The 22502-nt window shown below is 69.9% G+C and carries 26 protein-coding genes; 12 read left to right on the top strand and 14 right to left on the bottom strand.

Annotated elements, in window-relative coordinates; translation table 11 throughout:
- The first annotated feature begins 300 nt into the window (after positions 1-300).
- The 3 genes from ACIPRD_RS31525 to ACIPRD_RS31515 all read left to right on the top strand — a co-directional run bounded on the left by ACIPRD_RS31525 (position 301) and on the right by ACIPRD_RS31515 (position 1858).
- Positions 301-678 (top strand): nuclear transport factor 2 family protein, encoded by a 378-nt coding sequence (locus ACIPRD_RS31525; protein WP_401568029.1) that lies wholly within the window; start codon positions 301-303, stop codon positions 676-678.
- Positions 679-901: 223 nt separating this feature from the next.
- Positions 902-1261 carry a PRC-barrel domain-containing protein gene (locus ACIPRD_RS31520; protein ID WP_401568026.1) on the top strand — a complete coding sequence of 120 codons (360 nt, stop codon included), beginning with the start codon at positions 902-904 and terminating at the stop codon, positions 1259-1261.
- 165 nt (positions 1262-1426) lie between these two features.
- Entirely contained in the window at positions 1427-1858 is a 432-nt protein-coding gene (locus tag ACIPRD_RS31515; protein ID WP_401568023.1) for an ASCH domain-containing protein, read from the top strand.
- Between the two features lie 135 nt (positions 1859-1993).
- On the opposite strand, the gene ACIPRD_RS31510 is transcribed toward ACIPRD_RS31515, so the two are convergent.
- Positions 1994-2344 (bottom strand): hypothetical protein, encoded by a 351-nt coding sequence (locus ACIPRD_RS31510; protein WP_401568021.1) that lies wholly within the window; start codon positions 2342-2344, stop codon positions 1994-1996.
- A 342-nt stretch (positions 2345-2686) separates the two neighbouring features.
- On the opposite strand from ACIPRD_RS31510, the gene ACIPRD_RS31505 reads away from it, so the two are divergent.
- Both ACIPRD_RS31505 and ACIPRD_RS31500 read left to right on the top strand, forming a co-directional pair.
- Positions 2687-3283, top strand: a complete 597-nt coding sequence (locus ACIPRD_RS31505) for a DinB family protein (protein WP_401568020.1) — start codon at positions 2687-2689, stop codon at positions 3281-3283.
- A 421-nt stretch (positions 3284-3704) separates the two neighbouring features.
- Positions 3705-4814 (top strand): FAD-dependent oxidoreductase, encoded by a 1110-nt coding sequence (locus tag ACIPRD_RS31500; protein WP_401568018.1) that lies wholly within the window; start codon positions 3705-3707, stop codon positions 4812-4814.
- Positions 4815-4987: 173 nt separating this feature from the next.
- Here ACIPRD_RS31500 and ACIPRD_RS31495 read toward each other — a convergent pair whose 3' ends face one another.
- From ACIPRD_RS31495 to ACIPRD_RS31485, 3 genes are all read right to left on the bottom strand, one after another.
- On the bottom strand, positions 4988-5119 hold the full coding sequence (locus ACIPRD_RS31495; RefSeq protein WP_401568017.1) for a hypothetical protein: 132 nt from the start codon (positions 5117-5119) through the stop codon (positions 4988-4990).
- A gap of 235 nt (positions 5120-5354) precedes the next feature.
- On the bottom strand, positions 5355-5876 hold the full coding sequence (locus ACIPRD_RS31490) for a transglycosylase SLT domain-containing protein (protein WP_401568015.1): 522 nt from the start codon (positions 5874-5876) through the stop codon (positions 5355-5357).
- A gap of 1303 nt (positions 5877-7179) precedes the next feature.
- Entirely contained in the window at positions 7180-7467 is a 288-nt protein-coding gene (locus ACIPRD_RS31485) for a hypothetical protein (protein WP_401568013.1), read from the bottom strand.
- Between the two features lie 349 nt (positions 7468-7816).
- Between ACIPRD_RS31485 and ribB the strand changes: the two genes are divergently transcribed.
- Together ribB and ACIPRD_RS31475 are read left to right on the top strand one after the other, a co-directional pair.
- Entirely contained in the window at positions 7817-8467 is a 651-nt protein-coding gene (gene ribB, locus ACIPRD_RS31480; protein ID WP_401568012.1) for a 3,4-dihydroxy-2-butanone-4-phosphate synthase, read from the top strand.
- Positions 8464-9198 carry an HAD family hydrolase gene (locus ACIPRD_RS31475; RefSeq protein WP_401568010.1) on the top strand — a complete coding sequence of 245 codons (735 nt, stop codon included), beginning with the start codon at positions 8464-8466 and terminating at the stop codon, positions 9196-9198. Before ribB ends, ACIPRD_RS31475 begins: the two co-directional genes overlap by 4 nt.
- 106 nt (positions 9199-9304) lie before the next feature.
- Here the strand turns inward: ACIPRD_RS31475 and ACIPRD_RS31470 are convergent, their stop codons facing one another.
- From ACIPRD_RS31470 to ACIPRD_RS31440, 7 genes are all read right to left on the bottom strand, one after another.
- On the bottom strand, positions 9305-10096 hold the full coding sequence (locus tag ACIPRD_RS31470) for a class I SAM-dependent methyltransferase (protein ID WP_401568008.1): 792 nt from the start codon (positions 10094-10096) through the stop codon (positions 9305-9307).
- Positions 10097-10242: 146 nt separating this feature from the next.
- Positions 10243-10449, bottom strand: a complete 207-nt coding sequence (locus ACIPRD_RS31465) for a hypothetical protein (protein WP_401568006.1) — start codon at positions 10447-10449, stop codon at positions 10243-10245.
- 71 nt (positions 10450-10520) lie between these two features.
- Positions 10521-11027 (bottom strand): hypothetical protein, encoded by a 507-nt coding sequence (locus ACIPRD_RS31460; protein ID WP_401568003.1) that lies wholly within the window; start codon positions 11025-11027, stop codon positions 10521-10523.
- Positions 11028-11297: 270 nt separating this feature from the next.
- Positions 11298-11669 (bottom strand): hypothetical protein, encoded by a 372-nt coding sequence (locus ACIPRD_RS31455; RefSeq protein ID WP_401568001.1) that lies wholly within the window; start codon positions 11667-11669, stop codon positions 11298-11300.
- 129 nt (positions 11670-11798) lie between these two features.
- Positions 11799-12458 (bottom strand): hypothetical protein, encoded by a 660-nt coding sequence (locus ACIPRD_RS31450; RefSeq protein ID WP_401568000.1) that lies wholly within the window; start codon positions 12456-12458, stop codon positions 11799-11801.
- Between the two features lie 401 nt (positions 12459-12859).
- Positions 12860-13381 carry a transglycosylase SLT domain-containing protein gene (locus ACIPRD_RS31445; RefSeq protein ID WP_401567998.1) on the bottom strand — a complete coding sequence of 174 codons (522 nt, stop codon included), beginning with the start codon at positions 13379-13381 and terminating at the stop codon, positions 12860-12862.
- Positions 13382-13781: 400 nt separating this feature from the next.
- Complete coding sequence (locus tag ACIPRD_RS31440) at positions 13782-14378, bottom strand: TetR/AcrR family transcriptional regulator (RefSeq protein WP_401567995.1); 597 nt, start codon at positions 14376-14378, stop codon at positions 13782-13784.
- Between the two features lie 63 nt (positions 14379-14441).
- Between ACIPRD_RS31440 and ACIPRD_RS31435 the strand changes: the two genes are divergently transcribed.
- Positions 14442-15320, top strand: a complete 879-nt coding sequence (locus tag ACIPRD_RS31435) for an NAD(P)H-binding protein (protein ID WP_401567994.1) — start codon at positions 14442-14444, stop codon at positions 15318-15320.
- 204 nt (positions 15321-15524) lie between these two features.
- On the opposite strand, the gene ACIPRD_RS31430 is transcribed toward ACIPRD_RS31435, so the two are convergent.
- On the bottom strand, positions 15525-16640 hold the full coding sequence (locus ACIPRD_RS31430; protein WP_401567991.1) for a helix-turn-helix transcriptional regulator: 1116 nt from the start codon (positions 16638-16640) through the stop codon (positions 15525-15527).
- A 92-nt stretch (positions 16641-16732) separates the two neighbouring features.
- Between ACIPRD_RS31430 and ACIPRD_RS31425 the strand changes: the two genes are divergently transcribed.
- From ACIPRD_RS31425 to ACIPRD_RS31415, 3 genes are all read left to right on the top strand, one after another.
- A complete protein-coding gene (locus ACIPRD_RS31425; RefSeq protein WP_356410850.1) occupies positions 16733-17131 on the top strand; it encodes a VOC family protein in 399 nt (132 codons plus the stop codon).
- Between the two features lie 489 nt (positions 17132-17620).
- Positions 17621-18463, top strand: a complete 843-nt coding sequence (locus ACIPRD_RS31420) for an alpha/beta fold hydrolase (protein ID WP_401567988.1) — start codon at positions 17621-17623, stop codon at positions 18461-18463.
- An 84-nt stretch (positions 18464-18547) separates the two neighbouring features.
- Entirely contained in the window at positions 18548-19192 is a 645-nt protein-coding gene (locus tag ACIPRD_RS31415; protein WP_401567987.1) for a LysE family translocator, read from the top strand.
- Between the two features lie 26 nt (positions 19193-19218).
- On the opposite strand, the gene ACIPRD_RS31410 is transcribed toward ACIPRD_RS31415, so the two are convergent.
- Entirely contained in the window at positions 19219-20178 is a 960-nt protein-coding gene (locus ACIPRD_RS31410) for an alpha/beta fold hydrolase (protein ID WP_401567985.1), read from the bottom strand.
- A 361-nt stretch (positions 20179-20539) separates the two neighbouring features.
- Between ACIPRD_RS31410 and ACIPRD_RS31405 the strand changes: the two genes are divergently transcribed.
- Entirely contained in the window at positions 20540-21760 is a 1221-nt protein-coding gene (locus ACIPRD_RS31405) for a metallophosphoesterase (protein ID WP_356410838.1), read from the top strand.
- A gap of 298 nt (positions 21761-22058) precedes the next feature.
- On the opposite strand, the gene ACIPRD_RS31400 is transcribed toward ACIPRD_RS31405, so the two are convergent.
- Entirely contained in the window at positions 22059-22502 is a 444-nt protein-coding gene (locus ACIPRD_RS31400; RefSeq protein WP_356410874.1) for a MarR family transcriptional regulator, read from the bottom strand.

Below are 22502 nucleotides of genomic sequence, written 5' to 3'. Positions count from 1 at the left end.
GCTGCTTCGGCAAGATTGATCGCACTCATGGCATACCTCTCCTCGCGGGCCGTTCGATCATCCGGACCGACCCGCGCATGAACATCAATGGATGTCGTGAAAGCTACCTGCGCAGCGAGAACGAGTGGTCGACCGTTCTGTAAAGCCTGCGGCTGGGTTCGGGCCGAAGCCGATCGTCGCTGCGCCACGGAGAATCTGGGGCCGTGACCGCGTCACCCGCGTCGCTCCAGCCTCACCGGGGCAGGTGCTTCACTGGCCAGGCAGTTCTTGCACCCCTCGTTCCAAAGTCATACTGCGAGCATGGATCATGCGACGGCACGTGACTTCGTCAACTCCTGGGTGGCGGACTGGAATGCGCACGACTTGGATGCTCTGCTGAAGCACTTCGACGACAACGTCGTCTTCCGTTCTCCGGTTGCCGCGCAACTCCTCGGTGGTGACGGGGTCATCCGGGGGAAAGAGGCGCTGCGCGCGTACTGGGCCGAAGGTCTGCGACGCATTCCCGACCTGAGGTTCGAGGTACTGGGCAGCTACGTCGGGGTGGACTGCCTGGTCATCAACTACCGGAATCAGAAGGCAGGCCTGGTCAACGAGGTACTGATCTTCGACGGCCACCTGATCACGGAAGGCTACGGCACCTACCTGGACGGGAACCCCAACCCTGCTGGCGCGCGCTGAGCTTGCCCTCGTCCCCGGCCAGGGGCAGGGGCAGGGGCAAGGGCAGGCAAGGACACCAGCGGCAGGATCCTTCTTCCCGGGCGGATGCCCTTCACGCCTCGGTTGGTGCAGTCGTAGCGCTGCGGTTTAGCCGGGCCGTCTCGGGACACCGGAGCGAGAGACCCGCGGCGGTTCCCGGGACGTGTACGGCGTCCGGCCGCCGGGCCACACCGGGAGGACCGGCATGACCCACGAGAACCTCTGGAGCTACGCCCCCACCGCTGGGCACACCCCCGACGCCGACCTGACCGGCTACCGCGTCGAGGCGAGCGACGGCCACATCGGCAAGGTGGACAAGCACTCCAACGACGTCGGCTCGCAGTACCTCGTGGTCGACACGGGGGTGTGGATCTTCGGTAAGGAGGTCCTGCTGCCCGCGGGCACCCTCACGGGCATCGACCACGGGACACGGACCGTCACTGTCGCCCGCACCAAGGAACAGATCAAGGACGCGCCCGAGTTCGACCGCGACAAGCACCTCGGCGACCCCGCCTACCGCGACCAGATCAGCGGACATTACGGCGACGGCGGCCCGGGCCACTGACACCCTTGGGAGTCACGGCGATGTCGGCGGAGCGCGCCTCCCGGCGCGCCCGCCAGCCCGGCGAGGACGGCTTCAGCTGCAAGCCCTGCGCCGAACAGCGCCTGGTCCGCTGTGCGTTGAGCGCCGACACTTGATCGACGCGAGCATGCTCCATACGCTCGCTCGATGGGACATGAGGACCTTCCGACCCTCGAACTCGCCTTTCCGGGACCGGAACGTGACCGCGGCGTAGCGGCGATCCTTGCCGGCCGGAAAACCGCGCTCACCGGTCTCCTGGAGATCTACGAACACGCCGGAGAAGAAGTACCTGCGGCCGGTCAGCGGTTCTCGGTGCTCGATTCCGAAGGTCGGCCGGCCGTGACGATCGAACTCGTCGCCGTGCGTGTCATTCCCATGAAAGAGATCGACGACGACTTCGCGCGGGCCGAGGGGCGCGGATACTCCGATGTGTCCGTGTGGCGGGCAGCCCATGAGGAGTTCTTCCGGAGCGATGGCGTGAGCGAGTTCCTGGGACACACCCCGATCGTGGATGCCAGCACACTTGTCGTTGCGCAACGCTTCCACGTGGTCGGGCCCGATGACCTGGTTGATCGATGACGGTTCGGCGACGACCGTCGTGATCGGTGAGGCGACGATTGCTTCCAGGTCTCAGGCAACGAGAGCCTGGCAAGGACGCCTTGCCGTATCAGTGGGATCCGAACGCGCTACAGGATGTGCGCGAGCAGATGGGCTTCAGAGCCAGCGCCGCGCCGCCTCGACGCTGTCCCCGCCGTTGGTGTTGAACGCGATCGCGGCCTGGGGCGCGTGGCGCCGGATCAGGTTGACGATCTGCTCGAAGAGTGGAAGCAGCTGCTCGGCTTTGCGGATCCCGCCACCGACCACCACGACATCCCAAGGCTGACTGCTCAACGACGACACCAACGTGGGCTCGGCTGATTCGCCGAACAGGATCAGCGTCATGGCCGCGTCGATGCCGTGCTCACCGAACCGGTCCAACTCGGCTTCCAGCGAGACACGAAGAGCCTCTCCATCTACGCCGGGTATCGCGTGCGGGTCGTAACCGACCACAAGTACAGAGGACATGCAGGCAACCTACCGAGTCCTGCCCGAACGTGATCCGCCGCTGCGCCGTCGACAACCGGTGGCTTCGACGGTTCGGATCGGCGCCGAACGGTTGACGTCTACCGATCCGGCTCAGACGGCCTTGAGCCGCTGCTGGGACCTGGTGCTGCTGGGACTTGATGAGGACCAGCACGGCTCGCGAGGGTGCGTGGCGGTTTGGGCTGTCCCGGCAGACCGACCCGAGGCCAGGCCCCGCGCATGCTGTTGACTGGGGCACTCCGCGACCGCTCACCAACGTCACTGCTGGAAGGGGTCTTTGTCCCAACCCTCTGGTTGTCAGTGCCGGGTGGAACACTGCTCGGCATGATCGCACCGAACCCGAAAGCGGACCTTCTTCGATATCTGCAGGACGGGCGGGATGCCCTGGTGTGGAAGCTCGACGGACTCTCGGAGTACGAAATCCGCCGCCCGCTGACTCCCACGGGCACGAACCTGCTGGGGCTGGTCAAGCATGTCGCCGGCGTGGAGCTGGCGTACTTCGGCGACACGTTCGGACGGCCGTTGTCCGAGGCGGAGGCGCCGTCCTGGTGGTCTGCAGAGGAATCGGAGCCCAACTCCGACATGTGGGCCAGGGCCGACGAATCGCGTGAACAGATCGTCGCGCTGTACCGCCAGGCATGGGAGCACTCCGACAGCACGATCGCGGCGCTGCCGCTCGACGCTATCGGTCACGTTCCGTGGTGGCCTGCGGAGCGCCGAGAGGTGACGCTGCACCACATCCTGGTGCGCGTCATATCCGACACCCAGCGGCATGCCGGCCACGCCGACATCCTGCGAGAACTCAGCGACGGATCAGTCGGATACCTGCAAGGCAAGGAGAACCTGCCGCCGGGGGATCAGGCGTGGTGGGAAGGCCACCGGAGCCGACTGGAACGTGTGGCACGGGAGGCCGGTGGCTGACCTCCCGCCACCCGGCACGGATCACCGACCGACCAGCACGCTATGCATGGCTGCTGCGGCGACCGGGGCGATCAGCGGGTGGGAATTGCCCTTGTCGGCCGTCGAGGCGGCCAGTCGCACTGCCGCTGAGACGGTCGCCTCGGCCAGCTGGTCCGTACCGGCCGACGGGGTGGTCGGTGAGGTGGTCGGTGAGGTGGATCCGCGTGATGCCCGGGCCCGGGCCCGGGCCCGTCCCGGACCACGCCTCGGCCTGCGCGCAGGCTGTCGGCCGGGTGTCGGCAGTGGCAGGCAGATGTCGGGCGGGTGTCGGAAGGGTCGGGTCGGTGTCGGCCGGGTGTCGGCGTCCCCTGGAAGCGTTCCGAGGGTCACCCCCGCCGGCCGACCGCCCGGCGGGTCCTCCGACGCGCAGGGGAACCACACCATGACCACGCATGTCACGATCATCGGCGCCGGTCTCGGCGGCCTGACACTGGCCCGCGTCCTCCACGTCCACGGCATCGGGGCGACGGTCCACGAGGCCGAGGCCTCGCCGACGGCGCGTGCGCAGGGCGGCTTGCTCGACATCCACGACTACAACGGCCAACTGGCACTCCGCGCAGCAGACTTGATGGACGCGTTCCGCGGCATCGTGCTGGAGGGCCACCAGGCACTGCGGATCCTCGACCGGGAAGGGAACATCCTGATCGACCACGCCGACGACGGCACCGGCGGCCGGCCCGAGGTGCCGCGCGGCGAGCTGCGCCGGATCCTGCTCGAATCGCTGCCTGAAGGGACCGTCCAGTGGGGCCGGAAGGCCGAGCGGGTGCGGGCCCTCGGCGGGGGCCGTCACGAGGTGTCCTTCACCGACGGCACCATCGTGGCCACGGACCTGCTGATCGGCGCGGACGGCGCCTGGTCACGCGTACGCCCGCTGCTCTGCGACGCCGCCCCGGCATACGTGGGCCAGTCGTTCGTGGAGGCGTACCTGTACGACGCGGACAACCGCCACCCGGCCGCAGCGAAGGCGGTGGGCGCCGGCATGTTCGGCGCGCTCGGCCCTGCCGGAACGGCGCAGTGGATCGGGGCGCACCGGGAGGTCGCCGGGACACTGCACACCTACGCGACGTTGTCCAAGCCGCTGGAGTGGTTCGACGGGATCGACTTCACCGACCGCGCCGGATCCACGGCACGGATAGCCCGGGAGTTCGACGGCTGGGCACCGGAGTTCACGGCACTGATCGCGGACAGCGACACCGACCTGCTCGTACGCCCCCACTACGCGCTTCCGACCGGGCTCCGCTGGGACCGGGTGCCCGGCGTGACGCTGGTCGGCGACGCGGCCCACCTCTCCCCTCCCAACGGCGAGGGCGCCAACCTGGCGATGCTGGACGGCGCCGAGCTCGCCCAGGCCCTCGCCGCTCACCCCGACGACGTCGAAACCGCGCTCTCGGTCTACGAGCAGGCCATGTTCCCGCGCAGCGAGCAGGCCGAGGAACCCGTATCCCTCGAAGACCTGGTGAACCACTTCGCCCAGGAGAAGCGCACCGCGTGAAGCGACGGGCGGCGCGACGGGCACGTCCGGCGGCCGGAACACGCTCCGGCCGCCGGGTGTCCCTCCTGCGGCAGACACGGACGGCGGAGACGGGCTCCCCCGCCCTGTCGCTCCGCGGTGTGATCGGGTAGACCTCGCGAGCCGTTGCCGCGGCCGGGCAGGTGTACGGGCGGTCAGTCGAGCAGGCGCAGCGCCACCCGCACCAGTCTCACCGCGGATCGTCCGATCCACCCGAGCGCGCCTGTCTCCACGGCCAACTCGGCCGCGTCCACGACCGTGTCCGCCCTGTCCTCCTTGCTCGGCACGGGACCGCACCGAGAACAGGATCGAGGCCAAGGAGACTTCTGGTGACCACACTTCTTGCACTTCGCCATGGAGTCATTCTCTCCTCCTGACGCGTCCACTTCAGGATGGCGCGAGGAGCTCGCGCAGTACGACCTCGTCAGTGACGACTGCGCAACGGCACCGTGCCGAACAGCAGCGGCCCCCCGACCTGAAGCGGTCGGGGGGTCACTGCGGCTGCGCGTGTGTACGGCTGGATCAGTACGCGGAGTTGACGTTGTCGATGGAGCCGTAGCGGTGGGCGGCGTAGTTGGCGGCCGCGGTGATGTTCGCGACCGGGTCGGTCACGCTGTGCGAGGTCCCGGCGACGTGGTAGGCGTTGAACGTCGGGTCGATCACCTGCAGCAGACCCTTCGAGGGAATGCCCTTCTGCGCGTTCACGTCCCAGTTGTTCTCGGCGTTGGGGTTGCCGCTGGACTCACGCATGATGTTGCGGTGCAGACCCTCGTAGCTGCCCGGGATGCCCTTGGCCTTCATGATGGCCAGCGACTGACGGATCCAGCCGTCCAGGTTCCCCGAAGCACCCGTGGAACCCGCGGAAGCGGAATGAACACCATGCGAGACAGCCTGCACGGAATGAGCGGACTGAGGCGCCTCGGCGGCGAACGCCGACGACGGCATCATCGTCACAGCACCCACACCCGCACCCACGACCGTCAGACCGGTCAGGGCGACATTACGCAGACGGACAGCACGGCGAGAAGCAGAAAACGCGAACAAGAGGTCTCTCCAAAGGACGTCGTTGAGGCACCGGCCGGAATCGGTCGCGGCCCGTTAGGCGTCGGGGCGAGGCCCCGCGACACCGGGGGCAGAAAACAACCGGCACACCAGGTGATCAACACCCGGACCGGCCCGCCGCACCCGGCGACGACAAACATGATTAACGGCCGACAAACCCCCACGCAAGCATGTGACCTACTACCCGAACACGTAGAAATGTCCAAAATGTCGTTAATCGACACTTATGACGCTGTTCGGGGCGTGGCTCACCTACGATCCGCGATAGGACGTGACCCACCCCCTATGGCCACCGTCACCCGGGACGGGCCCGAATGGGCCCCTTCGAGCCGTACGGCGTCCGGAAGCGGCCCTAGGTCGGCGCCGCCCGGCCTCCTCCTGGGTGGACGGAAGAGTGGCGCCCCCGATGGCACCGGCGAGGCACTGGAGCCGTCCAGCGGGCTCGTGACGCCCCCCGAGGGGAGCCGGGAGCGCCTTGGCCTGGCATGCCCAGACTCCCGCCCGCACGGCAGCGAGCCGGCCGACGCCCCTCACCAGGGGGCATCAAGGGGCGAAGAGTTCCAGCAGAGCGCTATGTCTAGCAAGCTAACTTTTACTGAGCTTCGCGATGTGGTCTTACCCGGCCCCATTGACGTTTTCCCTGCCGGATGTCGGCGCTGCGGTCGCCGGGGCTGTCCACGCACGCGTTCCAGGGCACTGAGCCCGTGGTCGTGGCGGGTTCACGCTGTAAGGTTCACGCCGCCGTACCGGGCCCGATCTCCCATGGGTCCCCCGTCGGCCGGGTCAGCCCCTCGTCCAGGTGTGCCCGTCGGCCGCGCTCGGTCTCATCCAGTTCCCAGTAATGCCGGCACTCCTCGCAACGGGGTTCGTCGGCGTCGGTGAGGAGTTCTCCGTTCGGGCAGTCCGTACCGTCGCCGCGTCCCGCACACGCTTCCCTCGTGTCCTCCATACGTTCGACCGTGCGCCGACCAGGGCGGTTCCGTAGAGAGGGCATGGTGGGGCGCACGGGCGCTTGCCGCGGGCATGGGGTCTCCTCACGTGTCTGCAGCCTCACCAGCGGCTTCTGAGCGGGTGAAGTGGTGCCGACGGAAACTCCTCAGCGGCCGTCGCCGCAGGGCCGGTCCCCCTCGGGTTCGGGGCCGGCTGCGCCGGCAGCACGGGCCGGGCTGCCTTCTGTCAGGCGAGTGTGCTTCATGGCGGACGTCGAACGACGCTACAAGGAGATCAGCAGGCAGCACTGACACTGCGGCAGCAGCACTCCACTCCCCCAGCGAGTCGGGCCGGCTCAGCCGAGGCCGCGATGCCCGGCCCACAACTCCCCGGCACGGCCGCCCGCTTCCGCGATCAGGGTGGCCAGTTCGGGTCGGTCGGGGACCGGGAAGGAAACGTAGGCGCCCCGGCCCCCCGCGACCGGTCGGCCGTAGGCCTTCACTGCCAGGTGACCGTCCGGGAGCAGGCGGATGTTGAGCGTGGTCAGCTCGAACGCCTCTCCGCGCCGCGTGTCCGTCCAGCGCAGGGCCTGCGGGATCGTGACATTGATCGCCAGAGCGCTCACTTCCGGGTCACTGCTCATGGAGGGATGTTCTCACGCGGGTCGCCGCGAACGTCGACCACTTGTGCGGCAGGCGCATCGATCACGGCATGCCACGCCCCAGGGCCTCCTAGACAGCTGCTGAACCGGCCGCATTGCACACGGGCTGCCCGCCACGCGGTATCTCGGCGGAAGCAGCGCGTGGTGGGCGGGCGCTCAGGCGCCGGTGCGTGCGGCCCAGCCGGCGTCCTCATGCCGCCCGCCGCTGCCGAAGTTGCCGAAGTTGCCGTTTCATCGGGCGATTCGGCTGTTGGTGTGCCGCTCCTCAGGCCGACCGGTCCGACGGCCGATATACGCGCCGGAGAGACACGTACGAGGAAGGCAGAGCAGGGTGGCATCTGATACGGCGGGGCGGAAGACGGACACGGTCGATCACGCGGTCGACGAGCTGCGGGCCGGGCGGCCGGTCGTCGTGGTCGACGACGAGGACCGGGAGAACGAGGGTGATCTGGTGATGGCCGCCCAGTTCGCGACCGCCGAGGCGATGGGCTTCTTCGTCCGGCACACCAGCGGTCTGATCTGCGCCCCGCTGAGCGGGGAGATCGCCGACCGGCTGCGGTTGCCGCTCATGGTGGAGCCCGCCGAGGGCACGGACCCCGCCGCCATGACGGCATACACCGTCTCCGTGGACGTCGTGGGCACCGGTTCGGGGATCTCGGCCGCGGACCGGGCGGCGACCGCGCGGGCCCTGGCCGACGTCTCGACGCTGCCGGAGCAGCTCGTCCGCCCCGGCCACCTGTTCCCCCTACGGGCCCGTCCCGGCGGGGTCGCCGAGCGGCGCGGTCACACCGAAGCCACCGTCGACCTGCTGCGGCTGGCCGGGCTCGCACCTGTCGGCGTGATCAGTGAGATCTGCGAGGACGACGGCTCCCTCGCCCGTTTCGAGAGGCTGCGCGCGTTCGCCGACGAGCACGGCCTGGCGCTCATCTCGATCGAACGGCTCTCCGAGAGTCTGCGGGACGCGGCCGCGGCGGCGGTGTGAGCGCGGTGCTCCGGGCGACGGTGTTCGACCTCGACGACACCCTGATCGACACCGCGGACGCGTGGGGGCGGGTGTGTGCCGACTTCACCGCCGCCCACGGCCATCGCTGGCGGCCGCAGGACGGGCGCGCACTGCACGGCAACGGCCAATGGGCGTCCTACGTCGCGGGACTGTGCGACGGCCGGGTGGACACGACCGACGTCGTCGAGGCGTGCACCGACGCGATGATCGTCGCCTGCGCGGCCGGACAGGTCCGGGCCCTGCCCGGAGCCGTCGCACTGGTCCGCGCGGCGCGCCGTCACGGGCCCGTCGCCGTGGCCACGGCCAGCCCCCGCCGCTTCGTCCACACCGTGCTCCAGCACCTCGGTCTCGACGGGCTGATGGCCGCGGTGGTGTGCGGTGAGGACGTCACCCGGGCCAAGCCCGCTCCCGACCCCTACCTACGCGCGGCGGCCTCGATCGGCCTTGCACCGGCCCGCTGTCTGGCCGTCGAGGACTCGCCGACCGGCATCCGCTCCGCGGCAACAGCCGGTATGCCCGTGCTGGCCGTCCCCCGCCGCCGCATGACCCTGCCCGCGGACGTCGCTCACCTGCCCGCCGCCCACGCGCCGGACGCCGTGCAGGCGCTGCCGGTCCTCACCGGGCTCCTCTCCGGACTCGTCGACCGGCCCGAGCCCGACCGGCCGGTGAACGGCCGGATCCCCGAGGCGGACACCATGGGCATCCGGTAGCGGTGTGGCGGGTCGGCGCAGCCGGGCACCCACAGCACGGTCGGCGCCGGGCCGCGGCGGTGGCTAGCGCCGAGGAGGGATGTCTCGGCCGGCCCCCCAGGCCGGGTCAGCCCGGCTTGACCGCCAGCGTCGCGAAGTAGTGCGACAAGTACGGAGCGGATGCGTTGGACTGGTGCGGCGCCTCCGTGAAGGCGGTGAGGACGAACCCCGCGGCGAGTTGCCCGCCGATCTGGTCGGTGAGGGTGTGGCTGTATTCGAGAGGGGCGTCCGCGCCGAACTTCGTGGCGCGTTCCTCGGCGGAGTACTGCGTGACATCGCTGTAGGGCAGTCTGTGCACGACGATCAGTTCGCCGCGCTCGTCGAGCGCCTCGTGGTCGAACAAGTACACATCGGGGTTGAGGAAGCCCGCGAGCAGAGTTCCGCCCGGCCGCAGGACACGGAAGCACTCCCGCCACACCGCCGCCAGGTCCGGTACGAACAGGTTGGAGACCGGATGGAACACGACATCGAACGTGGCGTCGTCGAAGGCACCGAGGTCGCGCATGTCGCCCAGGACGGTGCGCAGTTCGAGTCCGTCGCGCGCCGCCACCATCCGGTCCTGGCCGAGTTGGCGGGGTGAGTTGTCGAACACGGTGACGCGTGCACCGGCGGCGGCGAGGACCGGACCCTGCTGGCCGCCACCGGAGCCCAGGCACAACACGTCCTTGCCGGTCAGGTCGTTCGGCAGCCAGGAGCGGTCGACCGGCTCGTACCCGATGAGAACGATCGACCAGTCGCCCCCGCGGGCGCGCTCGACATCCTCGGAACTCACCGGTCTCGACCACTCGTTGCCCTCTTGGACGTACTTGTCCCAGGCCGCCCGATTGTGAGCGACCGGATCGACGACAATGTCCTGCACGTTCAACTCCCTGCTACGGCATGGCGGACGCCTGCGGTACCGGCGGTTCGGTGCCGGTAGCCAACACGACGGCAGGGTGCGAGCTCAACGAAATTAGCGCCACCGGCAGGAGCGCGGGTACGGCCGGAGTCCGTCGGCTCCGCGTGTCACAGCATGCTGTACGGCAGGGAACGGCGGCCCACGTCGTAGAGGTCCGGCTCACGGCCGCCCCGGGAGAGCATGGCGCTCTCCGCGTCGAGAACGAGCTTCTCGCGTACGGCGGTTGGGGCGAGAGCCCAGCCCACGCGCAGTCCAGGAGCCAGGGTCTTGGAGAACGAGCCGAGGTAGATCGCGTCGCAGGCGTCCGCCCGCAACGGCCTTCGCGGCTCGCCTTCGTAGCGGAGCAGGCAAGCTCATCGCTCCGCAGTCAAGACGGCGGCGGGGTTCAGCGGCGGGGGCGGTGCCGCTTCAGCCTGTCGGCGGCGAGGAGGATCTCATCGGTGGTGCTGAACGGAACGAACACCCAGAACCGGCCGATGAGCTGCCCTTCTTGGTGTATGAGCAGCAGTTCGTCCTCGACGGTGAGGTGCACGGTGGCCCAGGAGTGGCTCCAGCGCAGGGTGTCCTCATGCCAGTGTTGGAGGCCGAGGTTGGTCGTCCGGAGCAGGAGGGGCGACTCCTCGCGCTCCGGGGAGCTCTTGGGGCGGTCCTCGGGAAGGAACACCTTGTAGTCGGTGAGGGTGTATTCGCCGGCGGCAAGTCCTTCGTCGCGGAGGGCGGCCACCCGGCCCGTCTCGGCACCCTTCCGCCCGTGCGTGACGCTGAACATGGCAGCGAAGACCGTGAGCGCTCCCAGCGCCCACGCGACGCCGAGCACCTCCGAGGTGTCTTCGTAGACCTCCAGCGCCGGGGGCAGTCCGGTGACCACGGCGGCGATCGCGTAGGACCTCATCTGCCGCCGCACCCGCCGCCGAACGGCCTCCGTGTCAGCCGTACCGTCCGCCCCACCCGCCATCGCACGTCCCCCTGGCTCGCTGTGCGCTCAGAGTGGGGGACGATCATGAGCCTGGTGGAGGTTGCATGTCCTGGTCGCCATCGCCCCGGGCGCGCGACTCTTCTCGGCTCTTCTCGGCCGCCGGTCCTGCGGTCCACTGCCGACGGCCGTCGCAGCCGGGTCCGCCGGGCGGCATACGCCAGGCAGGACGCAGCGCGTGGGAGGACGTCAGGAGCGAACGAATCCGGCCGGGTCGGCCAGGTAGCGGTCGAGGTCCGGGTCTTCGTGGAGTGCGTGGAACTCGTCGTGGATGTGCCAGGCCGGACCGAGTTCGGTGCGCAAGGTGTCGAGCGCTCGGTGCACCGCCTCGTTGAAGTCGCGGCACTCCGCTTCGCGCCACGGTCCCGGGTCTGGGGGATAATTCCAGTTCAACGACGTGTCGTAGCGCTCCATCAGCCGGTGCAGGCAGTCGCGGAGGTCACGGCTGATCGGCAGGCGGTCGAGCTCGATCGGGTACCCCCACACCTTCCTGTCCTCGGGCGTGGCAGCCCAGAGAACCACGCCTGATCTTGCGTCGAAGAAGAACCTGGCGGTGGGCATGGCGGCGGCCTTTCGGTGTGCATCGGATCGAGGAGCCAGAACGGTACTCGACGACACCGGTGCAGCAGCGTCACGGTTCCCGGATGCGTGCGGGAGAACCTGCGGTACGGCTCTCTTCTCTTCCGGTGTTCAGACGCTCCGAGCCGCCCGCGAACCGGCCGGGCACAGCTTGCGGGCGGCGGCGCGCGCGGCAGCGTCCGTCTTTCCCGAGGGGTCGGTCGGCACGTCGTCAGCGCAGGACTGGAAGCCGCCGCCGACCGTCTCCCACGACACCACGTGTCCGCCGGCCGGCTTGTCGGCTCCGCCCGGGCAGGTGTACGTGAAGTCGGCCTGGACGAGACCGACGGAGTTCCACGCGTAGTACGACCCCGCGAGGTCCCCGATGTCGTAGTCGAAGTGCGTGGGAGTCTTCTCCGGCTCGGCCGACTCGGAGGGGGCGCCGAGCGGTTCCTCCGTCCCGAGATGCCTGCCGAGCGCCTTGATGGCGTCCGCCGCGCGCACTTCGGGGCCGGTGGACGTCACGTGGGGCTTGTAGGCGACACCCTTCAGCGGCCGGATCAGACCCGAGACGGAGTCCGTCCCCTTCTTGAGCGTGATGGGGTCGGCGAGTCCGGTCAGCCTCTGCTCCCGCACGACGCCGGACCAGGCGTACGTCCCCTTGGCGCAGGCGGCCGCATTGCGGCCATTGTCCTCCTGGCCCCCGCTGCCGCCGGCACACGCGACGGCACCCAGGAGCAGGGCCGCCGCGGCGAGTCCTGCCGCGGTGTTCGTGAGCGCGCGCCCGTGCATGTCGTCCTCCTGTGCCTGTATCCAGCGATGATCACTGGAGACTGGGCACACCGTACTCGCTGGTAGCGCGGGCGAGCACCTCCCGCTCGGGCAGGCAGGCAGGCGCCGCATACCAGGGTGTTCGGTTGGGCGGCTGCTGGTGGCGGGATCCTCTAGCGGACGCACGGTGACATCGACCGCCTGGTCCCATGGCCCCCCCCCGCGTCAATTGCCGCTATTCGCGGCCGGCGGGTGGACGGCGGGACGGACTTGTCGGATCGGTACAGGCGCCGCCTGATCAAGCGGTGACTACGGTGGAGGCCTGCATGCTGCGGGCAGGAGGTCTGCGAAGTCGCCCGGGATCAGGCGCGGTTCACCACAGCTCGCGGGGGCTGCGGAACCTATGCAGCGGTTCCGTCGCGTCAGTACGCGGAGTTGACGTTGTCGATGGAGCCGTAGCGGTGGGCGGCGTAGTTGGCGGCCGCGGTGATGTTCGCGACCGGGTCGGTCACGCTGTGCGAGGTCCCGGCGACGTGGTAGGCGTTGAACGTCGGGTCGATCACCTGCAGCAGACCCTTCGAGGGAATGCCCTTCTGCGCGTTCACGTCCCAGTTGTTCTCGGCATTGGGGTTACCACTGGACTCACGCATGATGTTGCGGTGCAGACCCTCGTAGCTGCCCGGGATGCCCTTGGCCTTCATGATGGCCAGCGACTGACGGATCCAGCCGTCCAGGTTCCCCGAAGCACCCGCAGAACCCGCGGAAGCGGAATGAACACCATGCGAGACAGCCTGCACGGAATGAGCGGACTGAGGCGCCTCGGCGGCGAACGCCGACGACGGCATCATCGTCACAGCACCCACACCCGCACCCACGACCGTCAGACCGGTCAGGGCGACATTACGCAGACGGACAGCACGGCGAGAAGCAGAAAACGCGAACAAGAGGTCTCTCCAAAGGACGTCGTTGAGGCACCGGCCGGAATCGGTCGCGGCCCGTTAGGCGTCGGGGCGAGGCCCCGCGACACCGGGGGCAGAAAACAACCGGCACACCAGGTGATCAACACCCGGACCGGCCCGCCGCACCCGGCGACGACAAACATGATTAACGGCCGACAAACCCCCACGCAAGCATGTGACCTACTACCCAAACACGTAGAAATGTCCGATATGCGCAGCTTTGGGTCTTAAGGCACTGTTCGGGGCGTGACCCGTACTACGACCCGCGATAGGACGTGACCCACCCCCTATGGTCACCGTCACCCCGCAGCCCCCATTTCACCCGCCGGTGGGCGCACTCGGGCTTCCGAGCAGCGGCTGTACCGCCGGCGACCCCCGTGCCCCCTCACCGCAGCCGGCCGAACGCCTCCTCGGCATCGGCCACAGCCTCGGGGTGGACATCGAGAGCGGTACGGCCGTCGGCGATCCTCTGCCGGTTGGTGCGGGCCAGAACCCGCTGGATCGCGAGCACCTGGGCGGCGCGCAGGCGCGCCTGGACACCTTCGCCGAGGGCGTCCGCCAGCGCCGCCTCGTCCTCGAGCTGGTACTGCGTGAGCCGTCCCGCCAGGCTCGGTGTGGAGAACACCATCCGGTGGAACGCCACCACCGCGGGGTGATCGTTGAGGCCGGTGACCGGGTCGTACCGGTCGAGGCCGGCCCGGAAGTGCCGGTGCAGCGCCGTCACCGGCCCGACGTCGGACCCGCGGTCCCTCACGACGCGTGCCGCCTCGCCCTGATGGTCCGCGAACCGGTGCAGCACCAGGTCTTCCTTGGTGGGGAAGTAGCGGAAGAGGGTCGGCTTGGAGATCTCGGCCGCCGCGGCGATCTCGTTGACCGAGACGTTGTCGAAGCCACGCTCCAGGAACAGCGAGACGGCCGCATCACCGATGGCGTCCCGCGTCCGCTCCCTCTTGCGGGCCCGCAGTCCCGTCTGCTCGCTCACCTGACCACTGTAACATTTGTTACTCGGTTGCTTTTTTAACCGAGTAACGTTTTTATGGTCGGCATGAATCAGCTGAACATTCCTCCTGTACTCGTCACCGGGGCGACGGGCCGGATCGGCCGCCTCGTCATCGACCGGCTTCTCGACGCGGGCGTGCCGGTCCGCGCACTCGTCCATCGCCCGGAGGCGGCATCGGCGCTGCCGCCGCAGGTCGAGGTCTTCACCGGCGACCTCACCGTGCCCGAGTCGCTCGACCCGGCGCTGAAGGACGCCGGCGCGGCCTTCCTCGTCTGGACCGCCCCGCCGCAGACGGCCGCCTCGGTCGTCGAGCGCCTGGCGGCTCACGTGCGGCGGGTCGTCTTCCTCTCCTCCCCGCACCGGACACCGCACCCCTTCTTCCAGCAGCCCAACCCCATGGCGACGCTGCACGCCGGCATCGAGCGCCTCATAGCTGCCGCCGGGCTCGAGTCGACGATCATCCGCCCGGGGATGCTCGCGTCGAACTCGTCGCCCTGGTGGGCGCCCACGATCCGGGCGGGCGAGACCGTCCGGTGGCCGTACGGCGCGGCCGAGACGGCACCCGTCGACGACCGCGACGTCGCAGCCGTAGCCGCGCTGGCGCTCCACCGTGACGAGCACGTCGGCGGCGACTACGTCCTCACCGGCCCCGAATCCCTGACGCACGCCGCGCAGGTGGACGTCATCGGTGACGCTCTGGGGCGCCGGATCGCGTTCGAGGAGATGACGCCGGACGAGTTCCGGAGCCTGTCGGAGGGCACGGCGCCCGGACCCGTCATCGACATGCTGCTCGCCGCCTGGAGCGCGGCGGTCGGACAGCCCGCGTACATCTCCACCACGGTGGCCGACGTCCTCGGAACGGCGCCGCGAACGTTTCACCAGTGGGCCACCGACCACGCTTCCGAGTTCACGCAGGGCTCCTAGCGGCATCGAGCGCAGTCCGCGCCCGGCGCGCCGCGGATCGGGCGGTACGCGGCGGAACTCCCCCGTGCTCCTACAGGTGTTCCGGTACGCCGCCGGGATCGAGGTCCGTGTCGGATCAGGTTCCGGAGCCCGTCCCACTACGCTCCGCCGCCCGTAGGGAACGCCGGATCGAGGGGCGGTTCTCGGATCGGACCGGCCGACCCCTCATGAACCCGGTCTCGATCGCGCGGAGTTCGCGAGCCGTTCGGCGAAGGCCGTGACCAGATCGCGGAGTTCGTCCGGCTGTTCGATCACGAAGGGCCGGTCCAGCGAGGCGAGTACGGCAGGCAGCCATGCGAGGCGCTCCACACGCATGTCGACCCGGCACCAGCGCTCCGCCGCCGAGGCGTCACCCCCTGGACCTTCGTCCCCTGGACCTTCGCCCGCCGGAGCTTCGCGGGCCGAGGCTTCGCCGCCCGGAGCCTCACCCTTCAAGGTCTCACCGCCCAAAGGCTCGCCGTCCGTGGCAGCCGCCGCAGGCAGATCCGTCACGACCGCGACGCCGGCGGGCAGCCCGGCACGGATCTGCTCGGCCGTCCCCTGGACCCGCAGGATCACCTCGTGCCGGTACGGGACGGTGGCGAGTTTGGTCAGGACACGCTCCGCCGGGTCGATTCCGGCGGGCGGCCGGAACGATCCGGGCAGGGTCCTCACCCCGGTGATGCGATCCAGTCTGAACGTCCGGTCGTCGCCTGCCGGGAGATCAGCGGCCGTCACGTACCACTTCCCCGAGTGGGCGACGAGACCGTACGGGTGCAGGGTCCGCTCGCTGCTCCGGCCGTCGCCGGCGGTGTACCGGATCGAGATCGGCCGGTGGTGGTGCACCGCGTCCGCCACCGGGAGGAGGACCGCGGGGTCCGGGGCGGCCCCCGTGTTCCCCGGCGGGTCCGTGAAGGCGAGTGAACCGATCACGGCGTCGAGCCTGCGGCGCAGCCGCTCGGGCAGCACGCGCCGGATCTTGGCCGTCGCCGTCTCGCTCGCCGTGACCGTGGTCGCCGTCAGGCCCGATCGGCGCGCGGCCACCAGGCCGAGAAGCACGGCGAGCGCTTCGTCGTCGCTCAGCATGAGCGGGGGCATGCGGTAGCCGGGGGCGAGCCGGTAGCCGCCGTGTCTGCCGCGCACCGACTCGACGGGCACGTCGAGGTCGACGAGCTGCTGTGCGTAGCGGCGCACGGTGCGTTCGTCGACGTTCAGGCGGTCGGCCAGTTCGGACACGGTCCGCAGGCCACCCGACTGCAGAAGTTCCAGCAGGGTCAGGACGCGCGCGAGAGGACGGGGCATGTTCTGAAGTCTCCCGCACATACCGGGCGGGTTCCGCCCGGTATTGGTCGTAGCGTGCGCTCATCAGCTCCGCACGACCAGAGGAGAACCCCATGAACTTCGTTTCCATCCGCGTCATCACCGAGGATGTCGCCCGCCTCGTCGACTTCTACGAGCGCGCCACGCAGGTGACCGCCACCTGGGCCAACGAGGACTTCGCCGAGCTCAGGACCGACTCGGCCACCCTCGCGATCGGCAGCACACGCACGGTCCCGCTGTTCGCGCCGGGCTCCGCCCGTCCGGCCGACAATCGCAGCGTCATCCTGGAGTTCCTCGTCGACGACGTGGACAGCGTGTACAAGAACCTGAGCGGCTTCGTCGAGGACTTCGTCAACGAGCCCACCACGATGCCCTGGGGGAACCGCGCACTCCTCTTCCGCGACCCCGACGGCAACCTCGTCAACTTCTTCACTCCGGTCACGCCGGCCGCCATCGAGAAGTTCGGCCGCTGAGGGCAGCACGGCCACATGGCCGGACTTCGGCGCCGGACGGGCCCACCGGCGTACGACCACCGTCAGCACCGCTCACCCGGAGCAGGCCGGCAGGGGCTGGACCGGGCGGGCGTTCCCGTGAGTGACTGCCGTCGGCCTCACCCGACGAGCAGTGGAGCCTGATCGTTCCCCGTAGCCGGGCCGGTTCGCCCCGCCGAGCGGGGGTCTTCCAGTCCTCCGGAACCGGGTGACCCGGTGCCTGCGGCGTGTCCCGGTGCCCACCGCGTGATCCGTTTGCCCCTCACCCGGACGGGGCTACGCTGATCTAGCGCGCCGCACGTCGCCGCACGCCGGCCGTGCGGCGGACGCGGGTCTTGATTCGCCCGCCCGGCCGATACGGCGATCGCGCCGGCGCTCACCGGCCCTTCCCCACGCGTTCGACCGTGATCGTTCTCCGTCGCCGGAAGGTAGGAAGGCCGGGTTCACCTGCACGCCGAGAAGGTGGAGCACATGATCGCTCGCGGAATCCTGAAGTCGGGCAAGGGCACGATGATCATCGGGGCGGCGGTGCTCTCCGCCGCGGGGATGATCCCGGCCCACGCCGCGGACGGCGTCGGAAGAGCCCAGCAGGACCAGAGACCGAGCATCGTGCTCGTACACGGGGCGTTCGCCGATGCTTCGAGCTGGAACGGGGTCGTCCAACGCCTGCAGCAGGACGGCTACAAGGTCTACGCCCCGCCCAACACGCTGCGCGGAATCCCCCAGGACTCGACCTACCTGAACAGCTTCCTCAAGTCGGTCAAAGGACCGATCGTCCTCGTCGGGCACTCCTACGGCGGCGAAGTAATCTCCCAGGCGGCGGCCGGCCTCGACAACGTCAAGTCCCTCGTCTACATCGACGCGATCATGCCGGACAAGGGTGAATCCTTCGCCAGTCTGTCGGGCAGGTTCCCGCCGGCCCCGCTCGCCAAGGCCTTCCTGACCGTGCCGTTCCGTAACGGGGACGGCACCACCGGCACGGACGTCTACATCCAGCCCGGCAAGCTCCACGCCACCTTCGCGCAGGACCTCTCCCGGCAGCAGGCGTCGGTCATGGCCGCGACGCAACGCCCCATCGCGCAGTCGGCGTTCACCGACAAACTCACCCAGGCGGCATGGCACGACAAGCCCGTCTACGTCCTCGTCGGCAAGCAGGACCGGGGTATCGATCCGAGCCTGGAGCGTTACGAGGCGCAGCGCGCCCACGCGCGCAGGACGGTGGAGATCAACTCCTCGCACGTCTCGCTCGTCTCCCATCCCCAGGCGGTCACCGATCTCATCGTGTCCGCGGCCCGCGGCTCCGGAAACCGGTAGTCCGATCCGGTAGTTCCTGAAGCACCGTTCACGCGGGTGCCGGGCGACAGGGGTCGGGCCGCGTCTGGCATGGTGGCGGCTGTGATGATCTCATCGGGAGCAGCCGGCGGAATGGCCTTGGTCGAACTGGGGCTGGCGCTCACGCCGGGCCCGAACATGATGTATCTGGTGTCACGGAGCGTCAGCCAGGGCCGCATGGCCGGACTCGTCTCGCTGGTCGGGACCGCGGTGGGCTTTCTCGTGTACATGACCTTGGCCAACGTGGGGCTGGCGGTCGTCTTCGTCGCCGTCCCGTGGCTGTACATCGGGTTCAAGGCCGTCGGCGCCGCCTACCTGGCGTTCCTCGCCTGGCAGGCGCTCAGGCAGGGGGGCCGCGGATTGTTCGAGCCACGGACGCTCCAGCGGGACTCGCACGCGAAACTGCTGCGGATGGGGCTGATCACCAACCTGCTCAACCCGAAGGTCGCCATCCTGTACCTCGCGCTCATCCCGCAGTTCATCGATCCGGCGCGCGGCCGCACCACGGCCCAGGGGTTCGCTCTCGGCGCCGTGCAGATCACGGTGGGCCTCACCGTGAACGCGCTGATGGTGCTCGCGGCCGGATCGATCGCCGGTCTCCTCAAGAGCCGCCCGTCATGGGCCAAGTGGCAGCGCTGGATCACGGGGAGCCTTCTCGGCGCCGTCGCGATCGCCCTCGCCCGCGAGGTTCCCGCCCGCGCACGGGCCTGACCTCCGCGCGCACAGCCCGGCCGGGCTCAGGGGCAGGACCGGAAGAAGTCGATGAGCGCCGCGTTCACCTCGGCCGGACGCTCCTGCTGCGTCCAGTGTCCGCAGCCCGCCAGCTCGATCGGTTCGCGCCGCAGGTCGGGCATCAGCTCGGGCAGGCGCGCGATGAGTTCGGGCGTGCCCGGGAAGGCGGGCACGGGATCGCGGTCACCGTAGATGTACAGGGCGGGACGGGTGACGGCGGCACCCTGCCAGGGCGCGGTGAGTTCCCAGTTCCGGTCGAGGTTGCGGTACCAGTTCAGCGCCCCGGTGAATCCGCCGGAGAAGCTCTCGGTCAGTGCGTCGAGATCGTCCTCGGTGAACCACTCCGGCAGCACCTCGGGATCCGGCATCGTCGCGAGCCAGCCCCGCTCGGGGTCGACCAGCGGCTGCTCGATCTCGGTGCCGGGGGCGTCCCCCGACGCCATGTAGAAGAATTTGCGCAACGCGGTGCGCGTGTCTTCCGCGAATTCGGCGTCGGCCACGCCGGGGCGGTCGAAGTAGTTCCAGTAGAAGCGGCCGCCGAATCTCCGCTCCATCGCGGCCAGCGGAGGTTCCGGGCCGCGGAAGGGCGGCGGCACACTCAGGCCGGCGACCGCGGTGACCATGTCGGGCCGCAGCAGCGCGGTGTGCCAGGCGACCGGTGCGCCCCAGTCGTGCCCGACGACGTACGCCTTCTCCTCGCCCAGTGCCCGGATCAGCCCGACGACGTCGCCCACCAGGTGGAAGATGCTGTACGCGTCGACGGCTTCGGGGTGGTCGCTGCGTCCGTATCCGCGCTGGTCCGGAGCGACCACCCGGTAGCCCGCCTCGGCCAGCGGGCCGAACTGGTGCTGCCAGGAGTGCCACGACTCGGGAAAGCCGTGCAGGAGGATCACCAGGGGGCCTTCGCCCTCCTCGGCGATGTGCAACCGGATCCCGTTCGCCTCGATCATCCGATGGTCGACCATGTGCACGAGCGTACGCGCAAACGATCTTCGGGGCGCGGCACCCGCACCGCCGATCGCTCCGGGTGTCGCTGTTCGGCGGATGCGGCTTGCGGTCGCTGTCCGGCGGAACGGGCTTCCAGGGGCGGCGCTCCTCCCGAGACCGCGGCGCCTCCGGCGCCTCTCGCAGGCGGCGCCCCGGCAGTTCACCCGCCCTCGGACGTCTCGTACCGGTGGAGGTGTCCGTAACAGAGTCCTGCCACCCTGTGGAGGCCCCTGCGCCGCACGGGAAGGGGCCGCCCTCATGTACGTCACGTGCGTCCGGAAGGTCCGGGGACGACCGGATACAGTGCGCGCGACGGCAGCCTGGTTGAGAAGGGGAAGCGTGACCGACACCAGTAACACCCGACCCGCCGACAGTGAAGCGCAGGCGCCACGGAAGAGCCGGCTGCAGCGCCTGATGCGCTACATCCCGCTGATCGCCCCCGTCCTGCTGTGGGCGGTGCCCTGCTGGGTGCTGTTGCACTCGGGCCAGCACTGGCCGCTCCCCGTCACGCTGGGCGGCACCGCGCTGTTCGTCCTCGGCCTGATAGGGATGCCGCTCGCCATGGCGCGCGGGCACGGCCGGCGCCAGCAGGACGGGGCGGCGATCGTCGGTGACACCCTGCTGGGCGTGAGCTGGGTCCTGTTCACCTGGTCCGTGCTGCTCGGCGTCCTGCTGCGGCTCGCCCTGTTCGCGGCAGGCGTCGGAGCGGGTCAGGACCGCGCCCGCATCGTCACCTGGGCCGTCCTCGGTGTCGCCGCCGTACTGCTCGCCTGGGGGTACGCCGAGGCCCGCCGGGTGCCGCGTGTGCGCCGCCTCGACGTACCGCTCCCGCGGCTCGGAGCCGGGCTGGACGGCACGCGCGTCGTCCTCGTCACCGACACGCACTACGGCCCGCTCGACCGCGCCCGCTGGTCGGCGCGGGTCTGCGAGACGGTGAACACTCTGGACGCCGACCTGGTCTGCCACACCGGCGACATCGCGGACGGCACGGCCGAACGCCGCCGCGCCCAGGCCGCCCCGCTCGGCACCGTGCGGGCCACCCGGGCCCGGGTCTACGTCACCGGCAACCACGAGTACTACAGCGAGGCCCAGGGCTGGGTCGACCTGATGGACGAACTGGGCTGGGAGCCGCTGCGCAACCGCCATCTGCTGCTCGAACGCGGAGGCGACACCCTGGTGGTCGCCGGCGTCGACGACGTCACCGCCGAATCCTCCGGCCTGGCCGGCCACGGCGCCCACCTCGCCGGTGCTCTGGCGGGCGCCGACCCCGACCTGCCCGTCCTGCTCCTGGCCCATCAGCCCAAGTTCGTCGACCGGGCGGCGGCCGCGGGCATCGACCTCCAGCTCTCCGGCCACACCCACGGCGGCCAGATCTGGCCCTTCCACCACCTGGTCGGCATCGACCAGCCCGCACTCGCCGGCCTCAGCCGGCACGGCGCCCGCACGCTCCTCTACACCAGCCGCGGCACCGGCTTCTGGGGTCCCCCGTTCCGCGTCTTCGCCCCCAGCGAGATCACCCTGCTCGTGCTCCGCTCCCCGCGGCAGCCCGTCTCGGCGTAACGCCGACCCCACGCGCGACCGCCTCCGGAGCGGTCGCCGATCCCGCGACGCGATCCCTCTCCGCCCAGCACCGAAACCCTGCCCCGTACGGGCGGAGAGGCTTCCGCGGTGAACCGGCAGAGGCCGCCCCGGCCGGGTGAAGTGAAGAACCCCGGCCGCTCGGCCAGGTCTCCCTCAGCAGTGCGCCGTACCCAGGTCCAGCGGTGACCGGGCGCACCCACGGCCGAAGAATCGTGCCGCCCGCATGCGAGGGCAGCCGCGAGCGGGGTCACGGCGCTCACGGTCGTCCGTCACCGGCTCACGGGGCCGCGGGCGGCTCCTCGCGGATCTCCCGCAGCGCCTCCTCGAACAGGCCGCGCGCCCGCGTGAACCAGTCCGTGAGTACGGCGATCTCCTCGGGTCCGTAGTCGGCGAAGAGGGCGGCCAGGCGCTGGTACACGGGGCCGTACACCGCGAGGATGCGCTCCTGAGCGGTCTCCTCCATCACGACGACCACCCGCCGGCGGTCCCCGGGATCCGGGGCGCGGCGGATGTAGCCGGCTTTCTCCAGGCGATTCAGTACGCCCGTGACCGCGCCCGTCGTCAGTCTGGCCCGCTCCGCCAGGTCCCCGGCGACGAGGGACTCACCCGCCATGGACGCCTCGATGAGGAAGCCCAGGCAGGTGAGGTCCGTGACGTTGAGGCCGAGCCTGCGCGCGATGTCCTGCTGCCCGAACTGCGCCGTGGCGATCATCCGGTCCAT

Source organism: Streptomyces sp. NPDC090108 (assembly GCF_044747185.1).
Lineage (GTDB): Bacteria > Actinomycetota > Actinomycetes > Streptomycetales > Streptomycetaceae > Streptomyces.
The sequence above is the reverse complement of the archived record's forward strand: the minus strand, read 5'-3'. Positions and strand labels throughout refer to the sequence as shown.